Raw genomic sequence first — 20402 nt, forward strand, 5'->3', positions numbered from 1 at the left:
ATACCTACCAGGTATCATCCTTGTATGGCGATGACACTCCGACTGCCCGACGACCTTGACGCGAAGCTCACCGAGCGGGCTCGTCGGGAGGGCCGCAGCAAGCAGGAGCTTGCCATCGAGGCCATCCGTGACGCTCAGAACCGGGCCGAGTTGCAGGTCGACGACGTCCTGGCCGAGCTGATGGACAGCGACGCGGAGATCCTGGACTACCTGAAGTGACCGGAGTGCGCTACATCCAGATCGACGAGATCCTGGCCATCGCCCGCACGGTCAACGGTACCGAGCACAGTGTGCGCGACATGGGCCTCCTGGTGTCGGCGATCGAGCGGCCCCGGACGAACGTGTTCGGAGCCGAGCTGTACCCGACACTCCACGAGAAGGCTGCGGCGCTGCTGCACTCCGTCGCCCGCAACCACGCGCTGATCGATGCCAACACGCACACCGCTTGGCTCGCCATGCGCGTCTTCCTGCGGTTCAACGGCGTCAGTGCGGGTACCGCGCCGCCGCCCGTCTCCACCGCCGGTCCGTTCGTCGAGGAAGTCGCGCAGGACAACATCGAGGTACCGGCCATCGCCGCGCACCTGTCGGCCTGGTTCCCCGTCGTCGTGCGGTAAGGGCGGGATCAGGTTCAGGAAGCGGTAGGCGGGATGCGGGCCGGCTTCGAGAGCCCGCAGGTCATGGCGGTGGCAGAGGAGGCAGCCGGCGGGGTTCGGGGTGGAGGCGGTGGAGGTCGTCTGCCGCCTCCACTTCGATGTGGGTGCCGCCTTGGCCGGCCCCCAATGACCTCCCGTACGCAGCCGAAAGTTGCGGACGGACAGCCGCAGCCGCATGAGGTTCTCGGGGTCCTTCACCGCGGCGGAGGTGGTGCCGTGCTGTTGCGGACGACCATGCTCGTGGCCAGTTCCAGTCGCGTGGACACCGGCTCCTGGGCCCGTAGCCGCATCAGCATCTGGGTGGCCTCCTCCGCCATCTGGCGCAGCGGCTGGTGCACCGTGGTCAGCGCCGGGCTGGCCCAGCGGGCGATGGACACGTCGTCGTAGCCGACCACGGACAGGTCGTGGGGGACGCGCAGGCCCTGGACCCGGGCGGCTTCGAGCACGCCGAGTGCCTGGAGGTCGCTGCCGGCGAAGATCGCGGTGGGCGGCTGGGGCAGGGCCAGCATCTCGGCGGCGCGCTCGTATCCGCCCTCCACGTGGAAGTCGCCGAACATGATGAGTTCGGGGTCCACCTCCAGCCCTCCCATCGACATCGCCGAGCGGAAGCCGTCCAGGCGTGCCAGGGAGCAGAGCATGTCCTCGGGGCCGGTGACGATCCCGATGCGCTGGTGTCCCAACTCGATGAGGTGGCGGGTGGCAGCCAGGCCGCCGTTCCAGTTGGCGGAGCCGACCGAGGGCACGTCGGCGTCGGGGTCGCCCGCAGGATCGACGATGACGAACGGGATGGAACGCGCCCTGAGTTGTTGTTTCACTTCGTCGGGCAGGGTGGAGAGGACCAGGATGACACCGAGCGGCCGACGTTGGAGCATCGCTTCCGTCCAGTCGGGGCCGGGCGCGTGGCGGGTTCCGCTCTCGGTGAGGACGACCCCGGCGTCGTGGACCTTGGCGATGTTCTCCACCCCCCGGATCAGCTCCATCGCCCAGATGCTCTCCAACTCGTGGAACACGATCTCGATGAGGGGTGCCTCGCCGGCGGACCGTGTGGTGCGTCGGTACGCGTAGGCCTCCAGCAGGTGTTCCACCTTCATACGGGTGGGGGCCGCCACATCCTGTCTCCCGTTGAGGACTTTCGAAACTGTCGAGATGGAGACGCCTGCCCGTTCGGCAACCTGCGCCAGAGTGATGCGGCCCGTCTCCTCGTCATCGCGCATGCCCAGGAGCATAGAGCACGGACCGAGCGCGGCCGGAAGGTAACGCTTGGGTAACGCGATGACCGAGGGTTGACCCCCCAGATGCCGAGTTCTAGCGTCCCGAGTCAAGAAGTTTCGGAATGTACTCCGAAACAGTTTCGAGAGGCGGGTCGATGAAGCAACGCGCACGGTTCTCCCGGACCGTTGTCGTCGGTGGTGCCGCGCTGGCCCTGGTGGTGTCCCTCTCCGGATGCGGAGGAGGCTCCGATGCGGCCGACGACGACGCCATCCACGTCCTGGTCTACGGGGACGCCGCGAACAAGGTCGAGAAAGAACTCGTCGCCACCTTCAACAAGACGTCGGAGGTGAAGGTCGTCCTGGACACGATCCCGGGCGCCGACTATCAGGCGAAGCTGCAGACGATCATCAGGAGCAAGCAGGCGCCGGACGTCTTCTTCAACTGGGGCGGCGGCAGCATCAAGCCGTTCGTCGACGCTGGCCTGCTGCTCCCACTGGACCCCTTCATCGCCAAGGACCCCGACCTCAAGGCGAAGTTCCTGCCGTCGGTGTTCAACAGTGCCGTGGTCGACGGCAAGTCCTACGGGATCCCCATGCGCGGCACGCAGCCCGTGCTGCTGTTCAACAACGCCGAGGTCCTCAAGAAGGCGGGCGTCCAGCCCCCGAAGACGTGGGACGAGCTGTTGGAGGCGGTCGAGGCGCTGAAGGCCGACGGCGTCACCCCGATCGCACTGGGTGGCGGAGACCGCTGGCCGACCCTGATGTGGTTCGAGTACCTCTACGACCGCATCGCCGGCCCCGGGCTCTTCCAGAAGGCCCTGGACGGCGACAAGAAGGCCTGGGCGAGCCCGGACAGCCGCAAGGCACTGGGCAGGATCAGGGAACTGGTCGATGCCGGCGCCTTCGGCACCAACTACGACTCGGTCAAGTTCACCGACCAGGGCTCCCCGACGCTCCTGGCATCCGGCAAAGCCGGCTTCGAGCTGATGGGCTCCTGGGAGTACTCGACACAGCAGGACGCGCACCCCGAGTTCGCGAAGAGCGACCTCGGATACGGCGCCTTTCCCTCCGTCGAGGGAGGCAAGGGGAATCGGGACAATCTCGTCGGCAACACCAACAATTTCTACTCGGTGCTGAAGAAGACGAAACACCCGGAGGCCGTCGCCGAGTTTTTGAAGCTCATGTACTCGGACCAGTTCGTCAAGGCGCAGCTCGGTATCGGCAACCTGCCCACCACGACGAACACCGAACGGTTCCTGGACACCGCCGCCAGCCCGAAGTTCGCGAAGTTCCAGTACGACATGGTCAAGAACGCCCCGGCGTTCCAGCTCTCCTGGGACCAGGCCTACCCCCAGTCGGCGGCCACCGCGATGTACCGAGCCCTCCAGCAGTTCTTCAACGGCTCGGCGGACGAGAACACCTTCATCGAGGCCATGCAGGCGCTGCCGACCTCGTGAGCGCATCCGAATCCGAACCCGGAAGCCATGACATGACCCGAACCGCCATCCCCCGGAAGAACAGCGGGGCGGTCAGGAAGGCCACCCCGTCCCGCAACGGAGCGGGCCGCCCGGGACTGCTCTGGGCGGCTCCCGCAGCTGTCTTCTTCGGCCTCTTCGCCATCATCCCGCTCATCATGGTCGCTGTGCTGTCCTTCACGGCCTGGGACGGTCTGAGCGATCCGGAGTTCGTCGGCCTCGCCAACTGGCGGACGCTCCTCGACGACCCCCTCATGGCCAAGAGCCTCTGGCTGAGCGTCCTGATCACCGCGCTCGGCGTCATCGTCCAGACCGTGCTGAGCATCCTGCTCGGAGTCTGGGCGGCGGGGCACCAGCGCAACCGGGCTGTCCTGTCCGCCATCTACTTCGTCCCGCTGCTGCTCTCCATCGCGGCGGTGTCCGTGCTGTGGCGCGCCCTCCTCGACCCCAACCTCGGGGTCCCCGCGCAGGCGGCCTGGTTGTTCGGCGACGGAAACCTGTTCGGGACGCAGTCCGGTGCGATCGCCGTCCTGGTCTTCGTCAGCACGTGGCAGTTCACCCCGCTGCACACGCTGATCTACCAAGGCGCGGCGCGCGCGGTGCCGCCGGTGCTCTACCAGGCGGCGGAAATCGACGGTGCCGGACGCGTACGGCAGTTCTTCCATGTCACCCTGCCGCAGCTGCGCAACGCGATCATCACTTCGACCATTCTCATGGTGGTCGGCGGGCTCACGACCTTCGACACCGTGCTCATCCTGACCCAGGGCGGGCCGGGGAGCGACACCACCATCAGTGCGTACTACATGTACCAGAAGGCGTTCAAGAGTTTCGACTACGGATCGGCATCCGCCATCGCACTCCTCCTGGTCCTCGTCTCCACACTGATCTCGTTGATCGTCGCGCGGCTCTCGGGCTACGACAAGATGCGCAGCACCATGGAGGGACTGTGAGCAAGAGCCGTCCCAACCACCTCGCCGGCTTGGGCTCAGGCCTCTGGCTCCTCGTGGTGGGCCTGCCGCTGTACGTGATGCTGATCGCCACGTTCCAGTCGCGCCCCGACTACGCAGCGAACGGCCCGCTGGCCTTCCCCGAGCACTTCACGCTCGACAACTACATCGAGGACCTCGACAGCGGCTTCGCGCAGTACTTCCTCAACACCGTCATCGTCACGGCCTGCGTGGTGGGTATCGTCCTCCTCCTCGTCCCGCCACTGGCGTACACGATCGTCAGAAGCCGGGGCCGGATCGCCTCCACGGTCTTCCGGCTGTTCCTCCTGGGCCTGGCGATCCCCTCGCAGGCAGTCATCGTCCCGATGTTCTTCGTCATCAGCGAGGCCGGTCTCTACGACAACCTCATCGGCGTCATCCTCCCGACGGCGGCCTTCGCCATGCCGGTGTGCGCCCTGATCCTCACCGGGGTGATGCGGGACATCACCCCCGACCTGTACGAGGCCATGACGGTGGACGGTGCCTCGTCACGACGGATCTTCTTCCAACTGGTGCTGCCGCTGTCCAGAAGCGGCCTCGCGACGATCATCGTCTTCTCCGCGCTCCAGGCGTGGAACGGCTTCCTCTTCCCCCTGGTGCTCACACAGTCCGCCGAGACCAAAGTGATCACCCTGGGTCTCTACGAGTTCCAGACCGAGCACGGCGTCGACACCCCCGGTCTGCTCGCCGCGGTCGTCCTGTCCATGCTCCCCATCCTGCTCGTCTACCTGTTCGCTCGTCGTGCCCTGGTACAGGGGCTGATGGGGGTCGGAGGAAAGTGACCACCAATATGGACAACACCGGTGCGCCGACGACCGCCGCTCCCCGGACACCGAGCTCCGGGACCGCGGACCACGGCACCGGGCCCTGGCACGATTCGGCCCGCACCCCCGAGGACCGAGCTGACGCCCTGATCGCCGCCATGACCCTCCAGGAGAAGGTCTCCCAGCTCTTCGGCGTCTGGGTGGGCGCGTCCGACGAGGGAGGCGAAGTCGCGCCGTTCCAGCACGACATGGGGGAGACCGTCGCATTCGACGACCTGCTTCCCCACGGCCTCGGACAGCTGACCCGCCCGTTCGGAACAGCCCCGGTCGACCCCGCCGTCGGTGCTCTCTCGCTCCTCCGTACCCAGCAGCGGATCGTGCGCGCGAACCGGTTCGGCATACCGGCACTGGCGCACGAGGAGTGCCTTGCCGGCTTCGCCACCTGGGGTGCGACCGCCTACCCGGTACCACTGTCCTGGGGCGCCACCTTCCATCCGGAGCTGATCCACGAGATGGCCGCCGCGATCGGCCGTGACATGGGTTCCGTCGGCGTACACCAGGGACTCGCCCCGGTCCTGGACGTCGTACGCGACGTGCGCTGGGGGCGCGTCGAGGAGACCATCGGCGAGGACCCGTACCTCGTGGGCACCATCGCCACGGCCTACGTACGAGGACTGGAGTCGGCCGGGGTCGTCGCCACGCTCAAACACTTCGCCGGCTACTCCGCCTCGCGGGCGGGCCGCAACCTCGCCCCCGTCGCCATGGGGGCGCGCGAGCGGGCCGATGTCATCCTGCCCCCGTTCGAGATGGCCGTGCGCGAGAGCGGCGTCCGCTCGGTCATGCACGCCTACACCGACACCGACGGAATCCCCTCCGCGGCCGACGGCCAGCTGCTGACCGGTCTGCTCCGCGACGCGTGGGGCTTCGAGGGGACCGTGGTCGCCGACTACTTCGGCATCGCGTTCCTGAAGACCCTGCACGGCGTCGTGGGATCCCTCGGGGAAGCGGCCGGGGCCGCACTCGACGCGGGCGTGGATGTGGAACTGCCCACTGTCAAGGCGTTCGGCGGCCCGTTGACGGACGCGATTGCCCAGGGGCTCGTATCCGAGGAACTGGTGGATCGTGCGGTACGCCGGGTACTCGTCCAAAAAGCCCAGTTGGGGCTGCTCGACGCGAGCTGGAATCCGGTGCCGCCGGCGCTCCGCGCAGCCGGACAGGCGGACGGCTCCGCAGGAGGCACCCCCGAGGCACTGCGGGGAACGGTCCGTCTCGACACCCGTGAGAACCGGAAGCTCGCTCGCCGGGTCGCCGAACAGGCCCTCGTCCTTCTGAGCAATGACGGAACCCTGCCCCTCGCGGCCGGCCCCGGCGGCGCGCCTGCCCGTATCGCGGTCATCGGGCCCAATGCCGAGAACCCGACGGCGGTCCTCGGCTGCTATTCCTTCCCCGTCCATGTCGGAAACCGGCACCCCGGCACCCCATCCGGCATCGAACTGCCCACCCTGCGTGCGGCATGCGCGGCGGAGTTCCCCCACAGCGAGATCGTCGCCGCACAGGGCGTCGACATCGACGGCACGGACACCGGGGGCATCGGGGAGGCGGCAGAGCTGGCCAGGGGAGCAGATCTTGTGATCGTGGCCCTGGGCGACCGCGCCGGCCTCTTCGGCCGCGGCACGAGCGGGGAAGGATGCGATGCCGAGAACCTGGCCCTCCCCGGTGTCCAGCAGCACCTGCTCGACGCGCTCCTCGACACGCACACTCCTGTCGTCGTGGCCCTGCTCGCCGGACGCCCCTACGCGCTTGGGCGTGCGGTGCACGAGGCAGCCGCGATCGTGCAGTCGTTCTTCCCCGGTGAGGAAGGCACGAGAGCCATCGCCTCGCTCCTCAGCGGCCGCACCGCACCGTCCGGCCGGCTGCCCGTCAGCGTCCCGAGCGGCCCGGGAGCGCAGCCCTCCACATACCTGGCGGCGCGGCTCGGTCATTCCAGCGAGGTGTCCAGCATCGACCCGACCCCGGCATTCGGATTCGGCCACGGTCTCACGTACACCGACTTCGAGTGGAGCGATCTGGACGTGCAGTGCGGACGGGCATCCACAGAAGGGGAGTTCGCTCTTTCCTGCACCGTCCGCAACACCGGTGTGCGAGAGGGCGTCGAAGTGGTGCAGATATATCTTCACCAGCCGGTCGCCTCCGTGGTCCAGCCTGTGCAGCGCCTCGTCGGATATGTGCGCCTCGACCTGGCTCCGGGCCGGGCGGCCCGGGTGAACATGGCGATCCCGGCGGACCTCGCCGCTTTCACGGGCCGCGAAGGGCACCGGATCATCGAGCCGGGCGACCTCGAACTGCGGCTGGGCACATCGAGCACCGACCCGCGCTTCACGGTCCCGGTCACGCTGACCGGGCGGGTACGCGCGGTCGACCACACCCGGCGACTGCACATGGGCGTCTCGACTGCGCTTCTCACCGAGGCGACGTAGTCCGGTCCGCAACGCGTGGCAGCCGGCGCGGGTGACACCCTCGTCGGGGCGGTCCCGCGGTGTCTCGAGGCCGCACCGTCGGTCAGGGTGCCGAGCCGGCGCTGACGGTGTGTGGAACCAGTCGCCCGGCGCCCTGGCGACAGGCCTGCCAACCGCCGGCCCCGCAGGGGCGCCGGCGGTCGACCGGGTGGGTGGAGTTCCCGCTCGTCGATCGGGGCCGGTGTGTGCCACCGGCCCCGGCAGGCGACCGGGGCCCCGGAGCGGTGCTGCGGCCGGTGGGGACCTCGGACCGGACGCCGATGTCCTCGCCGCCGCCCGTCCGCCCCGAAATCCGGATCCGGTCGCGCTCCCGACCGCCCGGAACACTTCAGAGCCGGAGCGACAGTTCACCCTGCGGCTTGAATGCGGAACCGCTCAGCAGCGGCAGATTGACGTAGCCGCTTCCCGGTTCCTGGACGTAGTCCAGGAATTCCGGGTCCCTGTTCTCGTTGTAGACCAGCGCGCCGGCCCGCAGCTTCGGTTCGATGACTTTCAGAACGTCGAGAGAGACGGTCGGCGCCCATCCGTCGATGAGCGCGAAATCGATCGGTTCGGGAACGGAGGCGAGGGTGTCGCGGGCATCCCCCTCGAGGAGGGTCACGTAGTCCTCGAGGCCTGCCCGAGCAATGTTCTCGCGTGCTTGCTGCGCTTTTTCCGGCACGAGTTCGGCCGTGTACACCATCCCTTGCCCGGCATCCTTCAGTGCTGCCGCGAGAAAGAGCGTGGAGAATCCCAGTGATGTGGCGAACTCCAGCACGGTGTGTGCGCGACCGTAACGAACCAGAAGATGGAGCTGGTCGCCCTGTTCCGGGCTCAGCGAGAACCCCGTTCCGGTGTGGTGATGCGGATCCGGGTGGTGGGCGTAGGTCTCCCAGTTGATATGGCGCTCCCGCTCGTACAGCTCGTCGAGTACGTCGAGTACGCGCTGATCCCGGATGAGTGCGCTGCGAAAGGGCGGCCGCGGCCGCCTCATCGAGTCGGCGAACCGACCGTCCAGTGGCTGTGAGTCTTCCGGCACAGGAACCACCCTCTCTGGTTAGGTGAGGCTACCCTAAGCCATGGGGGAAGGGTGTGCCGTCGCACCACCACAGCGGCTCCAACGCCTGACGGAAGGTTCCGGAACCCGGGCCGCCGCAGCGCCCTGCCGCCGGGGACCCTTCCTGCCCGCTGCCCCGGTGAGGCCACGGGGCGAGCGCACCGCGGCAGGCCGCTGCGCCAATCGGGAGCAGAATCCCGTGAACATTCTGCGGCCGGCCGTCATCTCATCCGGTGCAGCGGACCAGCGTTCTCGACCGGCAGTCCTCCCGGAGGGGGGAGCAGCAACTCGGCTCTCCGGAAGGCCGTAGAGGCCTGCGACCGCTTGTGACGTGGAACCGACCGGATGCGAAGGAAGCAGCGGATGAGCTTTGGAGAACGCCTGGCCGCATGTGGTGGGGCTCTGCCCCGCAGAACATCGGCGGCCCGCCGCACGACCGTCGGAGCCGCCCTCGTGATGGCGACCGTCGGTGGGCTGACCACCGGGACGCTCGCCCACCCGCGGCAGGCGGCTGCCGCGGAGCGAGCAGCGGAGCCGGCCGCGCAGCAGGCCGAGGTGGCGGAGGACCTCAACGGGGACGGCTACGCGGACCTGGTGAGCGGTGCCCCCGGAGGAACCGTCGGCGGCAGGGCGAAGGCCGGCTATGTGGCTGTCACCTACGGTTCGGCCCAGGGCCTCGACACCTCGGACAAGCAGCTGGTGAGCCGTTCGACGAGCGGTGTGCCCGGGGCGGCCACGGCCGGGCAGCAGTTCGGGAAGTCCTTCAGCAAGGGCGACCTGGACGGTGACGGATACGCCGACCTGGTCGTCGGATCGGCCGACGCCTCGGCCGGCAGCGTCATCCTGTGGGGTTCGGCCAAGGGGCTCACCGGCGGCACGGCCGTACCCGGATTCGGCACCACGCCGCAGATCGGCGACTTCGACGGGGACAAGAAGGCCGACCTCGCCCTGCTGGGGGACCCGGGGACGAGCGGAGACGACCCGGTCGAGCAGCCCGCGGCCCTGTGGAAGGGGCCCGTGACCCGTTCCGGAACCCCGGCCGAGAAGCTCGACTTCCTGGACCGGTCCGAGTGGGGCGACGAGAACAGCAGCGCCACCTCGATCAGCGGCCCCTCGACGGCCCGTGGGGTGGCCGACGTCAACGGTGACGGCCGGCAGGATCTGATCTTCCGGAGGTACGAGGGCGACGGCGTGTACAGCAGCGACGCCCTCCTCGGCAGCCCCTCCGGCTTCACCGTCTCCGCCGGGCCGACCGACGGCGGCGGGGACATGGACGCGGGCGACGTGGACGGCGACGGGTTCGACGACCTCGTGGTGAGCGGCGGAAGCGATCTGTTCGACGAGGTCACGGTCGTCTTCGGCACGAAGGACGGCCTGTCCTCCAGCCGTCGGCAGACGTTCGACCAGAGCCTCGAGGGCTTCCCCGGCGAGGCGCCTTCGTCCGGCGAACTGCTCGGCTCCTGCGTCTCCGTCGCGGATGTGACCGGCGACGGTCGCGCCGAGGTCGCCCTCGGCATCCGCTGGAAGGACAGCGGGGACACCGACGACGCGGGCGCGATCGCGCTGTTGCACGGTGCCGAGACGGGCGTCACGGGCAAGGGCAGCCAGCTGCTCGACCAGGACACCCCGGGCGTGCCCGGAGTCGCCGAGGAGAACGACGAGTTCGGCGCGGCCTGCGCGCTCCTGGACGTCGACGGTGACGGACACCGTGACGTCAACGTCTCGTCGACGCAGGAGAACGACTCCTCCGGCGCCGTGTGGTCGCTTCGCGGCACGGCTACGGGCGTCACCACGGACAACGCCACCTCCTTCGGGCCGGGCGATCTCGACGCGCCCGTGAACGGAGCGCGGTTCGGAAGCTCGATGCGCTGATCCGGTCGTGTCGGAGGAGGTCCGGCACGACCCGTGCGGGTCCCCCGCAGGTGACTCGGTGGAAGCCCAGGTCGGACACGGTCGACCTGGGCTTCCACCTGTCGGTGGCCGGTTCGCCGGACGTTCCGGCATGCGGAGGGCACTGACGGCATGCGCTTGGCCGCGGCCGAGCGGCAGGGAGGAGCGGGTCAGGTGAGGGCGCCGGGTGGAACCAGGACGCGCCCGACGGGGTCGGGTACGGGGCGTCGCCCGGTGACGTGCACAGCGGGCAGGAACGTAGACGTGGGGCGGCTGTCTGCACATCTGTTGAGGCGGCGTCCTGAGAACCCAACAGAACGATGAGTGTGGTTGACCGGTTACGTAGGACGTTCACAGGCAGATCAATACGATTGTTGGATGACACTCTTCCTGGTTGCTGAAAACATGGCCCGCCTGAAACAGGAAACCAACCCCTAGCAATGAGGGAATGAGTAACGCGAAGTCGTACGGATTCGCATCGTCACCTCTTCAGTCCGATGCCGATGAAAATTCGTACCCCTGGGGCGTTCCGGAGGGTGGGCGAGTGCGGAATCGAGAGGCACTCGCGCGTCCCGCGGCGCGCGGCCCGGGGCCACAGAGAAAGCAATGCGCGAATTCCATCGGCGCGGCCGGTGCGCGAGTTCAAGCATCATGGGGGAACCAAGCTGTGGACATTGACATACTCGGTCCGTTTTCCGTCTCGTGCGAAGGGCGCACCATCGAGGTGCGGGCCAGCAAGGTCCGTGCCATGCTCGCCACTCTGGCGCTGGAGCCGGGGCACGTCGTCTCGCACGTGGACCTGGCCGACGAATTGTGGGCGGGACATCCGGTGGGGAATCCACGCAACGCGCTTCAGGCACACGCCACCAGAGTGCGTCGATTGCTGGGCAACACCGAACAGCACGCCACCTTGCTGCGTGCTGTTCCGAACGGGTATCTCCTCAACATCTCCCGGGACTGCGTCGACGGGAACAGGTTTCTCGATCATGCGGTCCGCGGATCCGATGCTCTGCTGGGAGCGCCTGAAACTGCGCTGCACCACCTGGAATCCGCCCTCGCGCTGTGGCGGGGCCCGGCACTGCTGGATGCCGGAGACGGACTCCGCTGCCGCAGCGCCGGCACGCTCTTCGAGGAGCGACGGCTGACGGTGTTCGAGGACTTGGCGAGCGCCCGGCTGATACTCGGGGACGAGTCACGGGTGATCGCCGATCTGCGTCAGCTCACGGCCCAGTATCCGCTGCGGGAACGTTTCTGTGAGCTTCTGATGCTGGCGCTGTACCGGTCCGGGAGACAGAGCGACGCGCTGGAACTCTTCCGCCTCACCCAGCGTCGGCTCGACGACGAACTGGGCATCCGGCCCGCGGCGCCGCTGCAGCGTCTCCACGCCGAGATCCTCAGCCATGATCCCGCGCTCGGCCATGCCGGCGGCCGTTGGGGCCGACGCGAGCCGGGACGCGACGGCCTGCCACTCGGCTGAAGCAGACGACCATCTCGCAAGGGGAACAGGAGCAGTTCGCATGCACGCGGGACCGGCCAGGGGCACGGGCACCGAGGAGAATCCCCGGACGCAGCAGGACGAGCCGATCGCCGTGGTGGGCATCGCGGCTCTCTACCCGGCCGCGCGCGGGGTCGCCGACTACTGGCGGCTGCTCACGCAAGGCGAGCAACAGGCCGGGGAGAGTCGGCTGCGCACCGACCTGCCCGCCGAGCCGGAGGGCCAAGGGCTGGGCGACATCGAGATCGATGTCGCGCGCTTCGGCATCCCGCCGGCCCAGGCGGCATCCATGGCACGGATGCAGCTTCTCATGCTGGAGGCAGCGCGCCAGTGTCTGAGCGACGCCGGGTACGCACAGCGCCCGCTGCCCTCCGCGCGCACCGACGTGGTGACCGGCACCTGCTTCGGGCTCGACCGGCAGTACGCGAACGCCGCTCGGGTGGAGAGCAGCCGATACGCACGCAGCCTGGAACAGGCGCTCGACGCTGTGGGCGGCTCCGGGGCGGCGGTCGGCTCGGCCGCAGCCGAGGAGTTCCGGTCTGCGGCCCTGAAACGATTCGGTGCCTCACCCCACGACCGGATCGGGGAGATGGCCAGTACGATCCCGGCCCGGGTGGCGGCCGCGTTCCGGCTCCGTGGACGCACACTGGCCCTGGAGGCTGCCGACGCCACCTCCTACCTGTCCGTCGCACATGCGATGGACAGCCTGCGTACCGGAGTGACCGACACCGTCCTGGTGCTCACCGGGCAGTGCCGCGAGGGACGCCTGCCACCGTACGCGCTCGCTGCCAAAGGACTGCTCCCGGCCGGAGCGGCCGGCGCGGACGCCTCCGCGCCGGCGGCGCTCGGCGAAGGCGTCGGGGCGCTGCTGCTGAAGCGCCTCTCCTCGGCGTCGCAGGACGGTGACCGCGTCTATGCGAAGCTCCTCGACTGCACCCTGCGTCATGACACGCGCCGCGGGGTGTTCCGCTACTCGGCTTCGGCCGACCGGTACCGGGAAGCGGCCGCGGAGAGCTGGCGCCGTGTGGACCGGCCTCGTGCCGCAGCCCAGTACCTGGAGTGCACGGGGAACGATCCGCGGTTGGCGGCCGGAGCCTGCGCCGACGCGCAGGACGGCGCGGCACCGTCCGTGGCTGTGGGCAGCGTCCGGGACCGGCTGGGGCACACTTTCGCGAACATCGGGCTGGCCGCTGTCAGCAAAGTCGCCCTGGCGCTGCACCATCGCACGATTCCGCCACTGCGCACGGCGGCCTGGGGAGAAGAGCCCGATGCCCCGGGTCCGTCCCTCCGCGCCCCCAGGGATTCCGAGGAGTGGCGACCGCCTCCGGACGGCTCACCGCGCCGCGCCGTGGTCAGTGGGGCGTCGCTCACGGGCGGGCTCTGCCACCTGATCATGGAGGAGCACCGGGAGGCCGCGGAGCCGGCAGCAACGGTGACCGCCGTGCCGGCATCTGGGCGGCCGCGGTGGAGGGGGAACGCTCCTGAACCCGTCGCCGTGGTAGGGTTCGGCGGCAGGTTCGCCGACACCGCCGATGCGGGCGCCTTCTGGGACGTGACGCTTTCCGGTCGGGACCGGATCCGGCCGGTGCCCGAAGCGCTGCTCGAACGCGATCTGTACCACAGTCCGTCCGCCCTCAGCCTCAACCGCAGCTACGCGGAGTACGGGGCGCCCATGGAGGTGCCCGAGACACCCCCGGCCGGGCTGCGCATCCCTCCCGCACGGTTCAGTGAACTGGACGCCACGCAGCGTGTCGGACTGACGGTGGCCGCAGAGCTGTTCGCCCGGCCCGGCCTGTCGGCCGGAACGCTGACCGGAGCCGGGCTGGTGGCGGTCGGCAGCAACCTGGGACTTTCCCGGGAGCGGCATCTGAACACCGCACTGTGTCCGGACCTCTTCGAGGAGCTGGTGGGATCCCTCGACGCGCTGGCCGGGTGGTCCGGGCAGGAGCTGGAACCGCTGCTGAAGTCGCTTCGTGAGCCGAACGGCGGCGCACAGCAACTGGACTCACCGGGAGGGCTCGACGGCTGCCTGGCGAGCGGGATCGCTGCACTGGTCGCCAACGAGTTCGGCATCGCCGCTGTCCCCGTGGCGGTGGAGGCGGCCTGCGCCTCCTCGCTGGCTGCCGTGGATCTGGCCGTCAGCCGGCTCAGAACGGGAAGCGTGGACTACGCGCTCGCCGGTGGCGTGGAACTCCCGTGCAACGCACGGGACATGGTGCTCTGCTCGGCACTCGGCCTGCTCTCGCACGAAAAGATCACTCCGTTCGACGAGTCCGCCGACGGCTTCAGTCCCGGCGACGGCTGTGCGCTCTTCTTGCTGAAGCGGTACGGGGACGCTCGGAGGGACGGCGATCCGATCCACGGCCTGCTGCGCGGTGTGGGCGCCTCGAACGACGCCAAATCCCTCATCGCCCCGGACGTGGCAGGCCAGGTGCGCGCCATGGAACAGGCCTTCGAACAGGTGGACTTCGGTCCCGAAGCGGTGGACTACCTGGAGTCCCACGGAACCGGGACCCGGGTGGGCGACCAGGTCGAGGCCGCCGCCGTACGACAGGTCTACGGGCAACCGGGCCGGAGACCCCTGGAGATCGGCTCCGGAAAATCCTTCTTCGGGCACACGTTCGCGGCCGCGGGCGCGGCAGGTCTGCTACGCACCCTGCTGGCCATGCGGTCCGGAACCCTGCCGGCCACCACCAACCTCCGGTCGAGCCCGGCCGGGCTGGAACTCGACCGGATACCGGCACGGATCTCGACGCACTCCCGCCCCTGGTGCACCGGCCCCGGCCGGCCCCGGCGGGCCGGCGTCAGTTCGTTCGGCACCGGCGGCATCAACTACCACCTGCTCCTCGAGGAGTACACCGACAGCCATGGATTTTGACTTCTCCGCAGAGACGGAAGAGATGCGCGGCATGGTGACCCGGTTCGCACATCGTGAGCTGGCCGCCCCTGCCGAATTCGATGCCGAGGACTTCCGCCGCCGCTGGTCCAGGGCGGGCCGACAGGGGCTGGTCGGCAGCAGTCTGCCCGCCGCCTACGGGGGGAGCGGACTGGACGCGCTCACGTGTGCGGCCATGATGGAGGCCCTCGGACTCAGCTGCACGGATGTCGGGTTCGCCTTCTCGGTGGCCGCCCACCTGTTCGCCGCTGCCACACCCATCGCGGAGTTCGGTACCGAGGAGCAGAAGAAGCGCTGGCTCCCCGCCCTCGGCTCGGGCGAACGGATCGCGGCGCACTGCATCACCGAGCCGGAGGCCGGCTCGGACGCACTGCGGTTGCGCACTCGTGCCGTCCGCGAGGGCGACACCTACCGGATCACGGGATCGAAGTGCTTCACCACCAACTCCCCGGTGGCGGACGTGTTCGTGGTACAGGCCGCCACCGACCCGGGCGGCGGCTTCTTCGGGCTGAGCACCTTCCTGGTGGAGGCCGGTACCCCCGGCCTGACCGTGGGACGCCGGTACGACAAGATCGGCTTGCGCGGCTCCCCGATGGCGGATGTCCACTTCGACGGCTGCCTCGTGCCCGACACCCACCTGCTGGGGGCGGAGGGCTCGGGCGTGGCGGTGTTCTCGTGCTCGATGAAGTGGGAGCGCATCTGTCTGTTCGCCGTCTATCTCGGCGCCATGAAGCGGGTCCTCGACTCCACCGTCGCGCACGTACGGGAACGGGAGCAGTTCGGCACTCCGGTGGGCGGCTTCCAGGCCGTGAGCCATCGAGTGGTGGACATGATGGCACGGCACGAATCGGCTCGGCTGCTGCTGTACAAGGCTGCCAAGGGGCTGGCCGACGGCGCCGACGACGAGGTGGCTCCGGCTCTGGCGAAGATCGCCGTGAGTGAGGCGGCGGTGCAGATCGGCCTGGACGCGATCCAGTTGCGAGGTGCTCTGGGAGTGCTCGACGGCGAGGCCGAGAGCCTGCTGCGGGATGCCCTGCCGGCCAGGATCTTCTCCGGGACGAACGAGATCCAGAAGAACAACGTGGCCCGCGCGCTCGGTCTCGGAACCCGGCGCCGGGCCACTGGGGGAAGCCGCTGACCGGTACTCGGGCGAGGCTGGAGAGAAGCCACGCCCCCGAAGAGGAGGGAGCACAGAATGGATGTGATCGTGCATCGGATCCGACTGCGGGAGGGCGTGGATCCTGCCACGTTCGAAAGGTGGGTGCGTGAGACGGACTACGCCGCCTGCCCCCGACTGCCCAGCGTCATCGCCTTCGGCGTACAGCGTGTTCCGGCCGGCGACACCGCGTCCTGCGGCTACTTCGAGGTGATCTCGGTGCGGAGCCGGGAAGCGTTCCGGAAGGACATGGAGGGGGACGTCTTCCGCGAGCTGGCAGCCGAGTTCGACGGACTGGCGCAGGTGGTGGACGAGTTGGCCGGTGAACGCGTGGGTCCGGGCTATGCCGCGGGATGATCCGGGGATGATCCGGCCGGTTCGGGTCGCCGCCCCGGGTGTCTCCGGGCCCGCCGGTCCAGGGCCCGGCCCCGGGGGGTGCGCCGGCGCTCAGTGCTGCGGCGCGTTCCGGCCGATCGTGTTGATCAGTCCGGTCTCGTAAGCGAGAGCGACCGCCTGCGCCCGTGACCGGACGTTGAGCTTGTGCAGCAGGTTGTGGACGTGGGACCGAATCGTGGCGCTGGAAACCGAAAGCTTAGCGGCGATCTCCTCGTTCACCAGCCCCTGAGCGAGCAGCAGCAGGACCTCATTCTCTCGCACCGTCAATGTATTGCCGGCCATGGGTGGAGTGCAGGGTCGTGCCAGCATTTCCACGGATTTCCGGGCCGCTACCGGAATTACAATGGCGTCGACTTCGATCAGTGTTTTGATGACATGCAGGAGTTCATGGACCGAGCTTTCCACCGACAATACGGCGCGCACTCCGACTCTTAATGCCTCGAAAGCTCGGGGAAGATTTTCCGCCTTGGCGAGCATGAGCACTTTTCCCAGCCGCGCGAGATCGGCGAGCTCCTGCTGGTCGTCCACCGTGAGGGCCGGACTCACCACGACGATCACCTCGGGAGGGTGCTCCGTCGCGAGCGCGATCACGCGGCTCATCGACATCTCCGCCGTGACCTGCAGGTTGTGCTGGCCCAGCAGGGCGTGCATCCCCTGGCACATGATCAGCTTGTCGCAGTACATCAATATGTCCGTGCTCATGGCGCGTCCCCCTTGGCGCCTTCCGGCCGAGGGGGACGTCCGTGTGGATGAGCTTCCTGCGCACGCCGGGCGAGGAGTCTGGTGCGCATTCTGTTGACCGGGTGGTACGTCAACATTCTCACACCCCTATGCACTCATCCCCTGTTTGCTGGATTGCGCAACTTTAGCACGCCAATGAGTCGGGATCCAGGAATCCCTATAAGGATGATCCGAATGCTCAATCAACAGAGAATGAGCGTTTTCCGGTGTGCTCCGGCCAGGACGCGTGCATGGTGCAGACAGCTCGGAGCCGGCAGCGCTGGCTCCGAGCTGTCTGCACCATGCAGGGGATATGCCGGAGAAACGGCTCTCCTGAACCGGTCACAGGGGGTGGTGTGCCGTGGAGTCCCGGCGCCTGACCGTGGGTGGGCCCGGCGCCTCGGGGCTGCCCAGCCGGCTGATGAAGAAGGTGCGGCCGCTGAGGCCCAGACGCTCCTCCAGCGCCTGCCGCAGATCCTCGTGCTGGACGACGACGCTGAGCGGATGCAGGGCGAGCCCCGCCTCCGTCGCCGCCAGCCAGTAGTCCGCGACCCGGGCGCCACCGGCCAGCATGTCGGCGAGCCCGGGCCGGCTGTCGGCGAAGCCCATGACCGACAGCCCGGGGGTGCTGTCCCGGACGAGCGTCGCCATCCCGTCGGCCAGCCTGCGGTGATATCCCAGGTGGCACAGCGACCGCAGCACTCCGGGGTTGAGGAACACCCGCGTGCGCAACCGCTGCAGAGGTGAGAGCGGACCGAAGAGCTGCGGCAGGGTGAATCCGTCGCCCCGGCTGCGGGCGTGTGCCGAACTCCAGCGCAGGAAGGAGTGGGTCTCCCGCCACGCTTCCGGATGGCTGAAGTCCCGCCCGGCGTGCTCGGCGCAGAAGTCCGCGAACTGTGCGATGTGCTGATGCCGCGTGATGTGCTGCACCGTCACCACGTCTGCGGGCGCCGGGCCGGGGGCCTCGGAGGCGCGGCCCAATGACGTGAGGACAGCCGGATCCAGCGGCTCGCTCCGGTAGGGCCCGCGGCAGGTGCGGCGATTGCGGACCGCACTGTGCAGTTGCGCGGGATCCTCCCGGAAGCTCGTGGTTCTGCGCAGCGCTGCTGTGCACAGCAGCGACCACTGGTGGGGCCAGCCGGGCACGGGAGCGGCTTCGGCATCGGCCGAGGGCGTGCGCGCCCGAGTGGTGCACCAGCCCCGCGCGGCGAGCCCGCGCAGCAGTATGCGCCAGTAGGCTCCGCAACTGACCCGCATCTCGGTCGCGTGCGCGGGAAGAGCCGAGAGTTCGCGGGCATGGTCGAGTGCGAGCGCCACGTACTCCTCGTCCGGTCGGGGTTCGATACCGAGCACGTCACCCGCGACCGCCCGAGCAGGTGCGCTGGCCAGCCGGACGATCCCCCAGGGCTGGCAGTTGTGCGAGGAGGGCGCGTGCGCGGCCAACGCGGTCGCGGCGGTCAGCGCGGCACCGAACTCCTCCGCCGGGGCGTGCTCCTTCTCGTCCGTCGGCTGCATCCGTCCTCCCTGGGTTCCTATGCGCTGACCACGGCCAGGAAATAGCCGTCGATCTCCATTGCCCAGCTCTCCCCGAGCCCACCGCCGGAAGCCGGGGCGTGCCGCAACAGGTGGGGCCCGGCACGCCAGGAGAAGCGGCCGTCCGGGGCCCATCCGGTCAGCCGCACTTGACCGGCGTCGATCCGGAGCCCGAATCCGTAGTGCTTCAGCACGGCCTCCTTGCAGGCCCAGCGCAACGGCAGCGGCATCCGCTTCAGCCGCGAGGGACCGGAATCCGCGCGCTCGGGCTCGTGGTCGACACGCAGGAGCCGGGCCAGCAGCGGCGGGACCACACGCTCGTGCTCCAGATCGAGTCCCACCGCGTGCGGCCCGCAGGCCGCCACCGCCAGGTCGGCGGAGTGGGAGAGCCCCACTTCCACCGGAGCATCGACCACCGGCTTGCCCGCCCGCATTCCACCGGCGACTGTGTCGACGGCTATCGAGCGGCTTCGCACGGCGCTGCCCCAGTGGCGCAACTGGTAGGCGCAGACGCTCTGTTTGACGGCCAGCCGCCCCGCGAGCCACTCGCACCGCCGGCGTGCCAGCGGGATCGTGGCGGCCTGCGCGGCCTCCTGTGGGGCCAGGTGCCGGTCGGAGAGTTGCCGGAGCGCCCCGTCGCCTGCTCCGCGCAGCCGGGCGATGGACACCACCGCGAGGGTCAGCCGGGGCCCGAAGTGGTGTATACGCAGTGGCCGGCGGGGGTCCAGGGTGAGCGGGTGCCCGGTGCCGTCGGCGGCGCGCGGAGTCCTTTCACCGGTCGACATCGGGAGGCAGCAGGTACGGATACGGGCGGCGCAGCACTCGGTGCCAGAAGCGGTCGGCTTTGCGGAGCCGCTGGATGAGGGCCCAGGAGCGGGCGTCGGCCCGGTAGTACCCGGCCACCTCGTCCTCGGTGAGCGGGGTCGCCAGTCGTGCGTTGGCCTGCTCGAGGAAGCCCGGTATCAGCCCGGCCAACCGCTCTTTGTGCAGGTTGCCCAGGAAGTCGAGCACCACGCCGCGGGTCGTGTAGAACTTGTCGAAGATGGACCTGGCGGTGGCCACCCGGACCAGGTCCCGCACCAGCCAGGGCAGCGAGGCGAAGAAGAGCCGCACATCCAGGAGTTCGTCGCCCCCTGCGTCCCGCATCAGCGGTGAGGTCACATCGATGTAGAGCAGTTCGCCGTCGAGATCGACCCAGTTCGACGCCTGCGCATCGAGCCCGAGCGTGGGCGACACGGCTCCGTCGACCTGGTCGAGGAACCGGGTGAAGAAGCTCTCCGCCCAGGCCGGTCCCTCGCTGTGCAGCAAGGACGAGCACAACCGCTTGCGGGGCAGGGTCTGCTGGACGCAGTATCCGGTGATGCCGCCCCCCTCGGCCTGCCGCTCGTGCCAGAGCCGGGTCTCCACGACACGGACGCCGCCCTCCCGCAGGCGTCGCAAGTAGGTGTCGAGAACCTGCTCGTAGGCGAGGAACCTGGAGCGGTCGGGGAAGACGGGGAGCCGTTTGCAGGCGAAGGAACCGTGCGGGGTGTCGAGCTCCAGAACCAGGGTCACTTCGCCGTGGCCCAGCAGCGGCAGGGCGGTGTCGCCGGGCTTCCGGAGCGCGGTCCGCACGCGTGTCTCAAGCGCCGCCAGCTCGCTGTCGGGAACGGTGAACGTCATGGGGCGCCACCTC

At 69.0% G+C, this 20402-nt stretch carries 17 protein-coding genes; 11 read left to right on the plus strand and 6 right to left on the minus strand.

What is annotated here, in order from left to right; all coding sequences use genetic code 11:
* The first annotated feature begins 24 nt into the window (after positions 1 to 24).
* Together A949_RS0130300 and A949_RS0130305 are read left to right on the plus strand one after the other, a co-directional pair.
* Positions 25 to 219 carry a ribbon-helix-helix protein, CopG family gene (locus tag A949_RS0130300; RefSeq protein WP_019359820.1) on the plus strand — a complete coding sequence of 65 codons (195 nt, stop codon included), beginning with the start codon at positions 25 to 27 and terminating at the stop codon, positions 217 to 219.
* Positions 216 to 614: a type II toxin-antitoxin system death-on-curing family toxin gene (locus A949_RS0130305; protein ID WP_019359821.1), complete on the plus strand. Its 399-nt coding sequence runs from the start codon at positions 216 to 218 to the stop codon at positions 612 to 614. Before A949_RS0130300 ends, A949_RS0130305 begins: the two co-directional genes overlap by 4 nt.
* 233 nt (positions 615 to 847) lie before the next feature.
* On the opposite strand, the gene A949_RS0130310 is transcribed toward A949_RS0130305, so the two are convergent.
* A complete protein-coding gene (locus A949_RS0130310; RefSeq protein WP_026005179.1) occupies positions 848 to 1879 on the minus strand; it encodes a LacI family DNA-binding transcriptional regulator in 1032 nt (343 codons plus the stop codon).
* Between the two features lie 140 nt (positions 1880 to 2019).
* Here A949_RS0130310 and A949_RS0130315 point away from each other — a divergent pair, with 140 nt between their 5' ends.
* From A949_RS0130315 to A949_RS0130330, 4 genes are read left to right on the plus strand one after another with little or no spacing between them, the layout of a single operon-like run.
* On the plus strand, positions 2020 to 3321 hold the full coding sequence (locus tag A949_RS0130315) for an ABC transporter substrate-binding protein (RefSeq protein WP_019359823.1): 1302 nt from the start codon (positions 2020 to 2022) through the stop codon (positions 3319 to 3321).
* Positions 3322 to 3353: 32 nt separating this feature from the next.
* The gene (locus A949_RS0130320) at positions 3354 to 4289 is read left to right on the plus strand and encodes a carbohydrate ABC transporter permease (protein ID WP_019359824.1); all 936 of its coding nucleotides are present in this window, start codon (positions 3354 to 3356) and stop codon (positions 4287 to 4289) included.
* The gene (locus A949_RS0130325) at positions 4286 to 5107 is read left to right on the plus strand and encodes a carbohydrate ABC transporter permease (protein ID WP_019359825.1); all 822 of its coding nucleotides are present in this window, start codon (positions 4286 to 4288) and stop codon (positions 5105 to 5107) included. Before A949_RS0130320 ends, A949_RS0130325 begins: the two co-directional genes overlap by 4 nt.
* Positions 5104 to 7566, plus strand: coding sequence for a glycoside hydrolase family 3 N-terminal domain-containing protein (locus tag A949_RS0130330; protein ID WP_026005181.1), 2463 nt, complete (start codon positions 5104 to 5106; stop codon positions 7564 to 7566). Before A949_RS0130325 ends, A949_RS0130330 begins: the two co-directional genes overlap by 4 nt.
* Before the next feature lie 367 nt (positions 7567 to 7933).
* Here A949_RS0130330 and A949_RS0130335 read toward each other — a convergent pair whose 3' ends face one another.
* Complete coding sequence (locus tag A949_RS0130335) at positions 7934 to 8623, minus strand: O-methyltransferase (protein ID WP_019359827.1); 690 nt, start codon at positions 8621 to 8623, stop codon at positions 7934 to 7936.
* Positions 8624 to 9004: 381 nt separating this feature from the next.
* Here A949_RS0130335 and A949_RS0130340 point away from each other — a divergent pair, with 381 nt between their 5' ends.
* The 5 genes from A949_RS0130340 (at position 9005) to A949_RS0130360 (ending at position 16435) form a co-directional block, all read left to right on the plus strand.
* The gene (locus A949_RS0130340; RefSeq protein WP_106428952.1) at positions 9005 to 10513 is read left to right on the plus strand and encodes an FG-GAP-like repeat-containing protein; all 1509 of its coding nucleotides are present in this window, start codon (positions 9005 to 9007) and stop codon (positions 10511 to 10513) included.
* Positions 10514 to 11255: 742 nt separating this feature from the next.
* A complete protein-coding gene (locus A949_RS0130345) occupies positions 11256 to 12008 on the plus strand; it encodes an AfsR/SARP family transcriptional regulator (RefSeq protein WP_272944217.1) in 753 nt (250 codons plus the stop codon).
* Positions 12009 to 12048: 40 nt separating this feature from the next.
* The gene (locus A949_RS0130350; RefSeq protein ID WP_019359830.1) at positions 12049 to 14904 is read left to right on the plus strand and encodes a beta-ketoacyl [acyl carrier protein] synthase domain-containing protein; all 2856 of its coding nucleotides are present in this window, start codon (positions 12049 to 12051) and stop codon (positions 14902 to 14904) included.
* Positions 14894 to 16060: an L-prolyl-[peptidyl-carrier protein] dehydrogenase gene (gene redW / locus A949_RS0130355; RefSeq protein ID WP_026005183.1), complete on the plus strand. Its 1167-nt coding sequence runs from the start codon at positions 14894 to 14896 to the stop codon at positions 16058 to 16060. The genes A949_RS0130350 and redW overlap by 11 nt, the downstream gene beginning before the upstream one ends.
* A gap of 57 nt (positions 16061 to 16117) precedes the next feature.
* On the plus strand, positions 16118 to 16435 hold the full coding sequence (locus tag A949_RS0130360) for a hypothetical protein (RefSeq protein WP_019359832.1): 318 nt from the start codon (positions 16118 to 16120) through the stop codon (positions 16433 to 16435).
* A gap of 90 nt (positions 16436 to 16525) precedes the next feature.
* Here A949_RS0130360 and A949_RS0130365 read toward each other — a convergent pair whose 3' ends face one another.
* From A949_RS0130365 to A949_RS0130380, 4 genes are all read right to left on the minus strand, one after another.
* Complete coding sequence (locus A949_RS0130365) at positions 16526 to 17176, minus strand: helix-turn-helix transcriptional regulator (RefSeq protein WP_019359833.1); 651 nt, start codon at positions 17174 to 17176, stop codon at positions 16526 to 16528.
* 360 nt (positions 17177 to 17536) lie between these two features.
* Entirely contained in the window at positions 17537 to 18709 is a 1173-nt protein-coding gene (locus A949_RS35110; RefSeq protein ID WP_019359834.1) for a hypothetical protein, read from the minus strand.
* A 17-nt stretch (positions 18710 to 18726) separates the two neighbouring features.
* Positions 18727 to 19512: a 4'-phosphopantetheinyl transferase family protein gene (locus A949_RS0130375; protein WP_019359835.1), complete on the minus strand. Its 786-nt coding sequence runs from the start codon at positions 19510 to 19512 to the stop codon at positions 18727 to 18729.
* Entirely contained in the window at positions 19499 to 20389 is an 891-nt protein-coding gene (locus tag A949_RS0130380) for a DUF6206 family protein (RefSeq protein WP_019359836.1), read from the minus strand. Before A949_RS0130380 ends, A949_RS0130375 begins: the two co-directional genes overlap by 14 nt.
* Positions 20390 to 20402: the final 13 nt, after the last annotated feature.

The sequence above is a fragment of the Streptomyces sp. AA1529 genome (assembly GCF_000280905.1).
Lineage (GTDB): Bacteria > Actinomycetota > Actinomycetes > Streptomycetales > Streptomycetaceae > Streptomyces.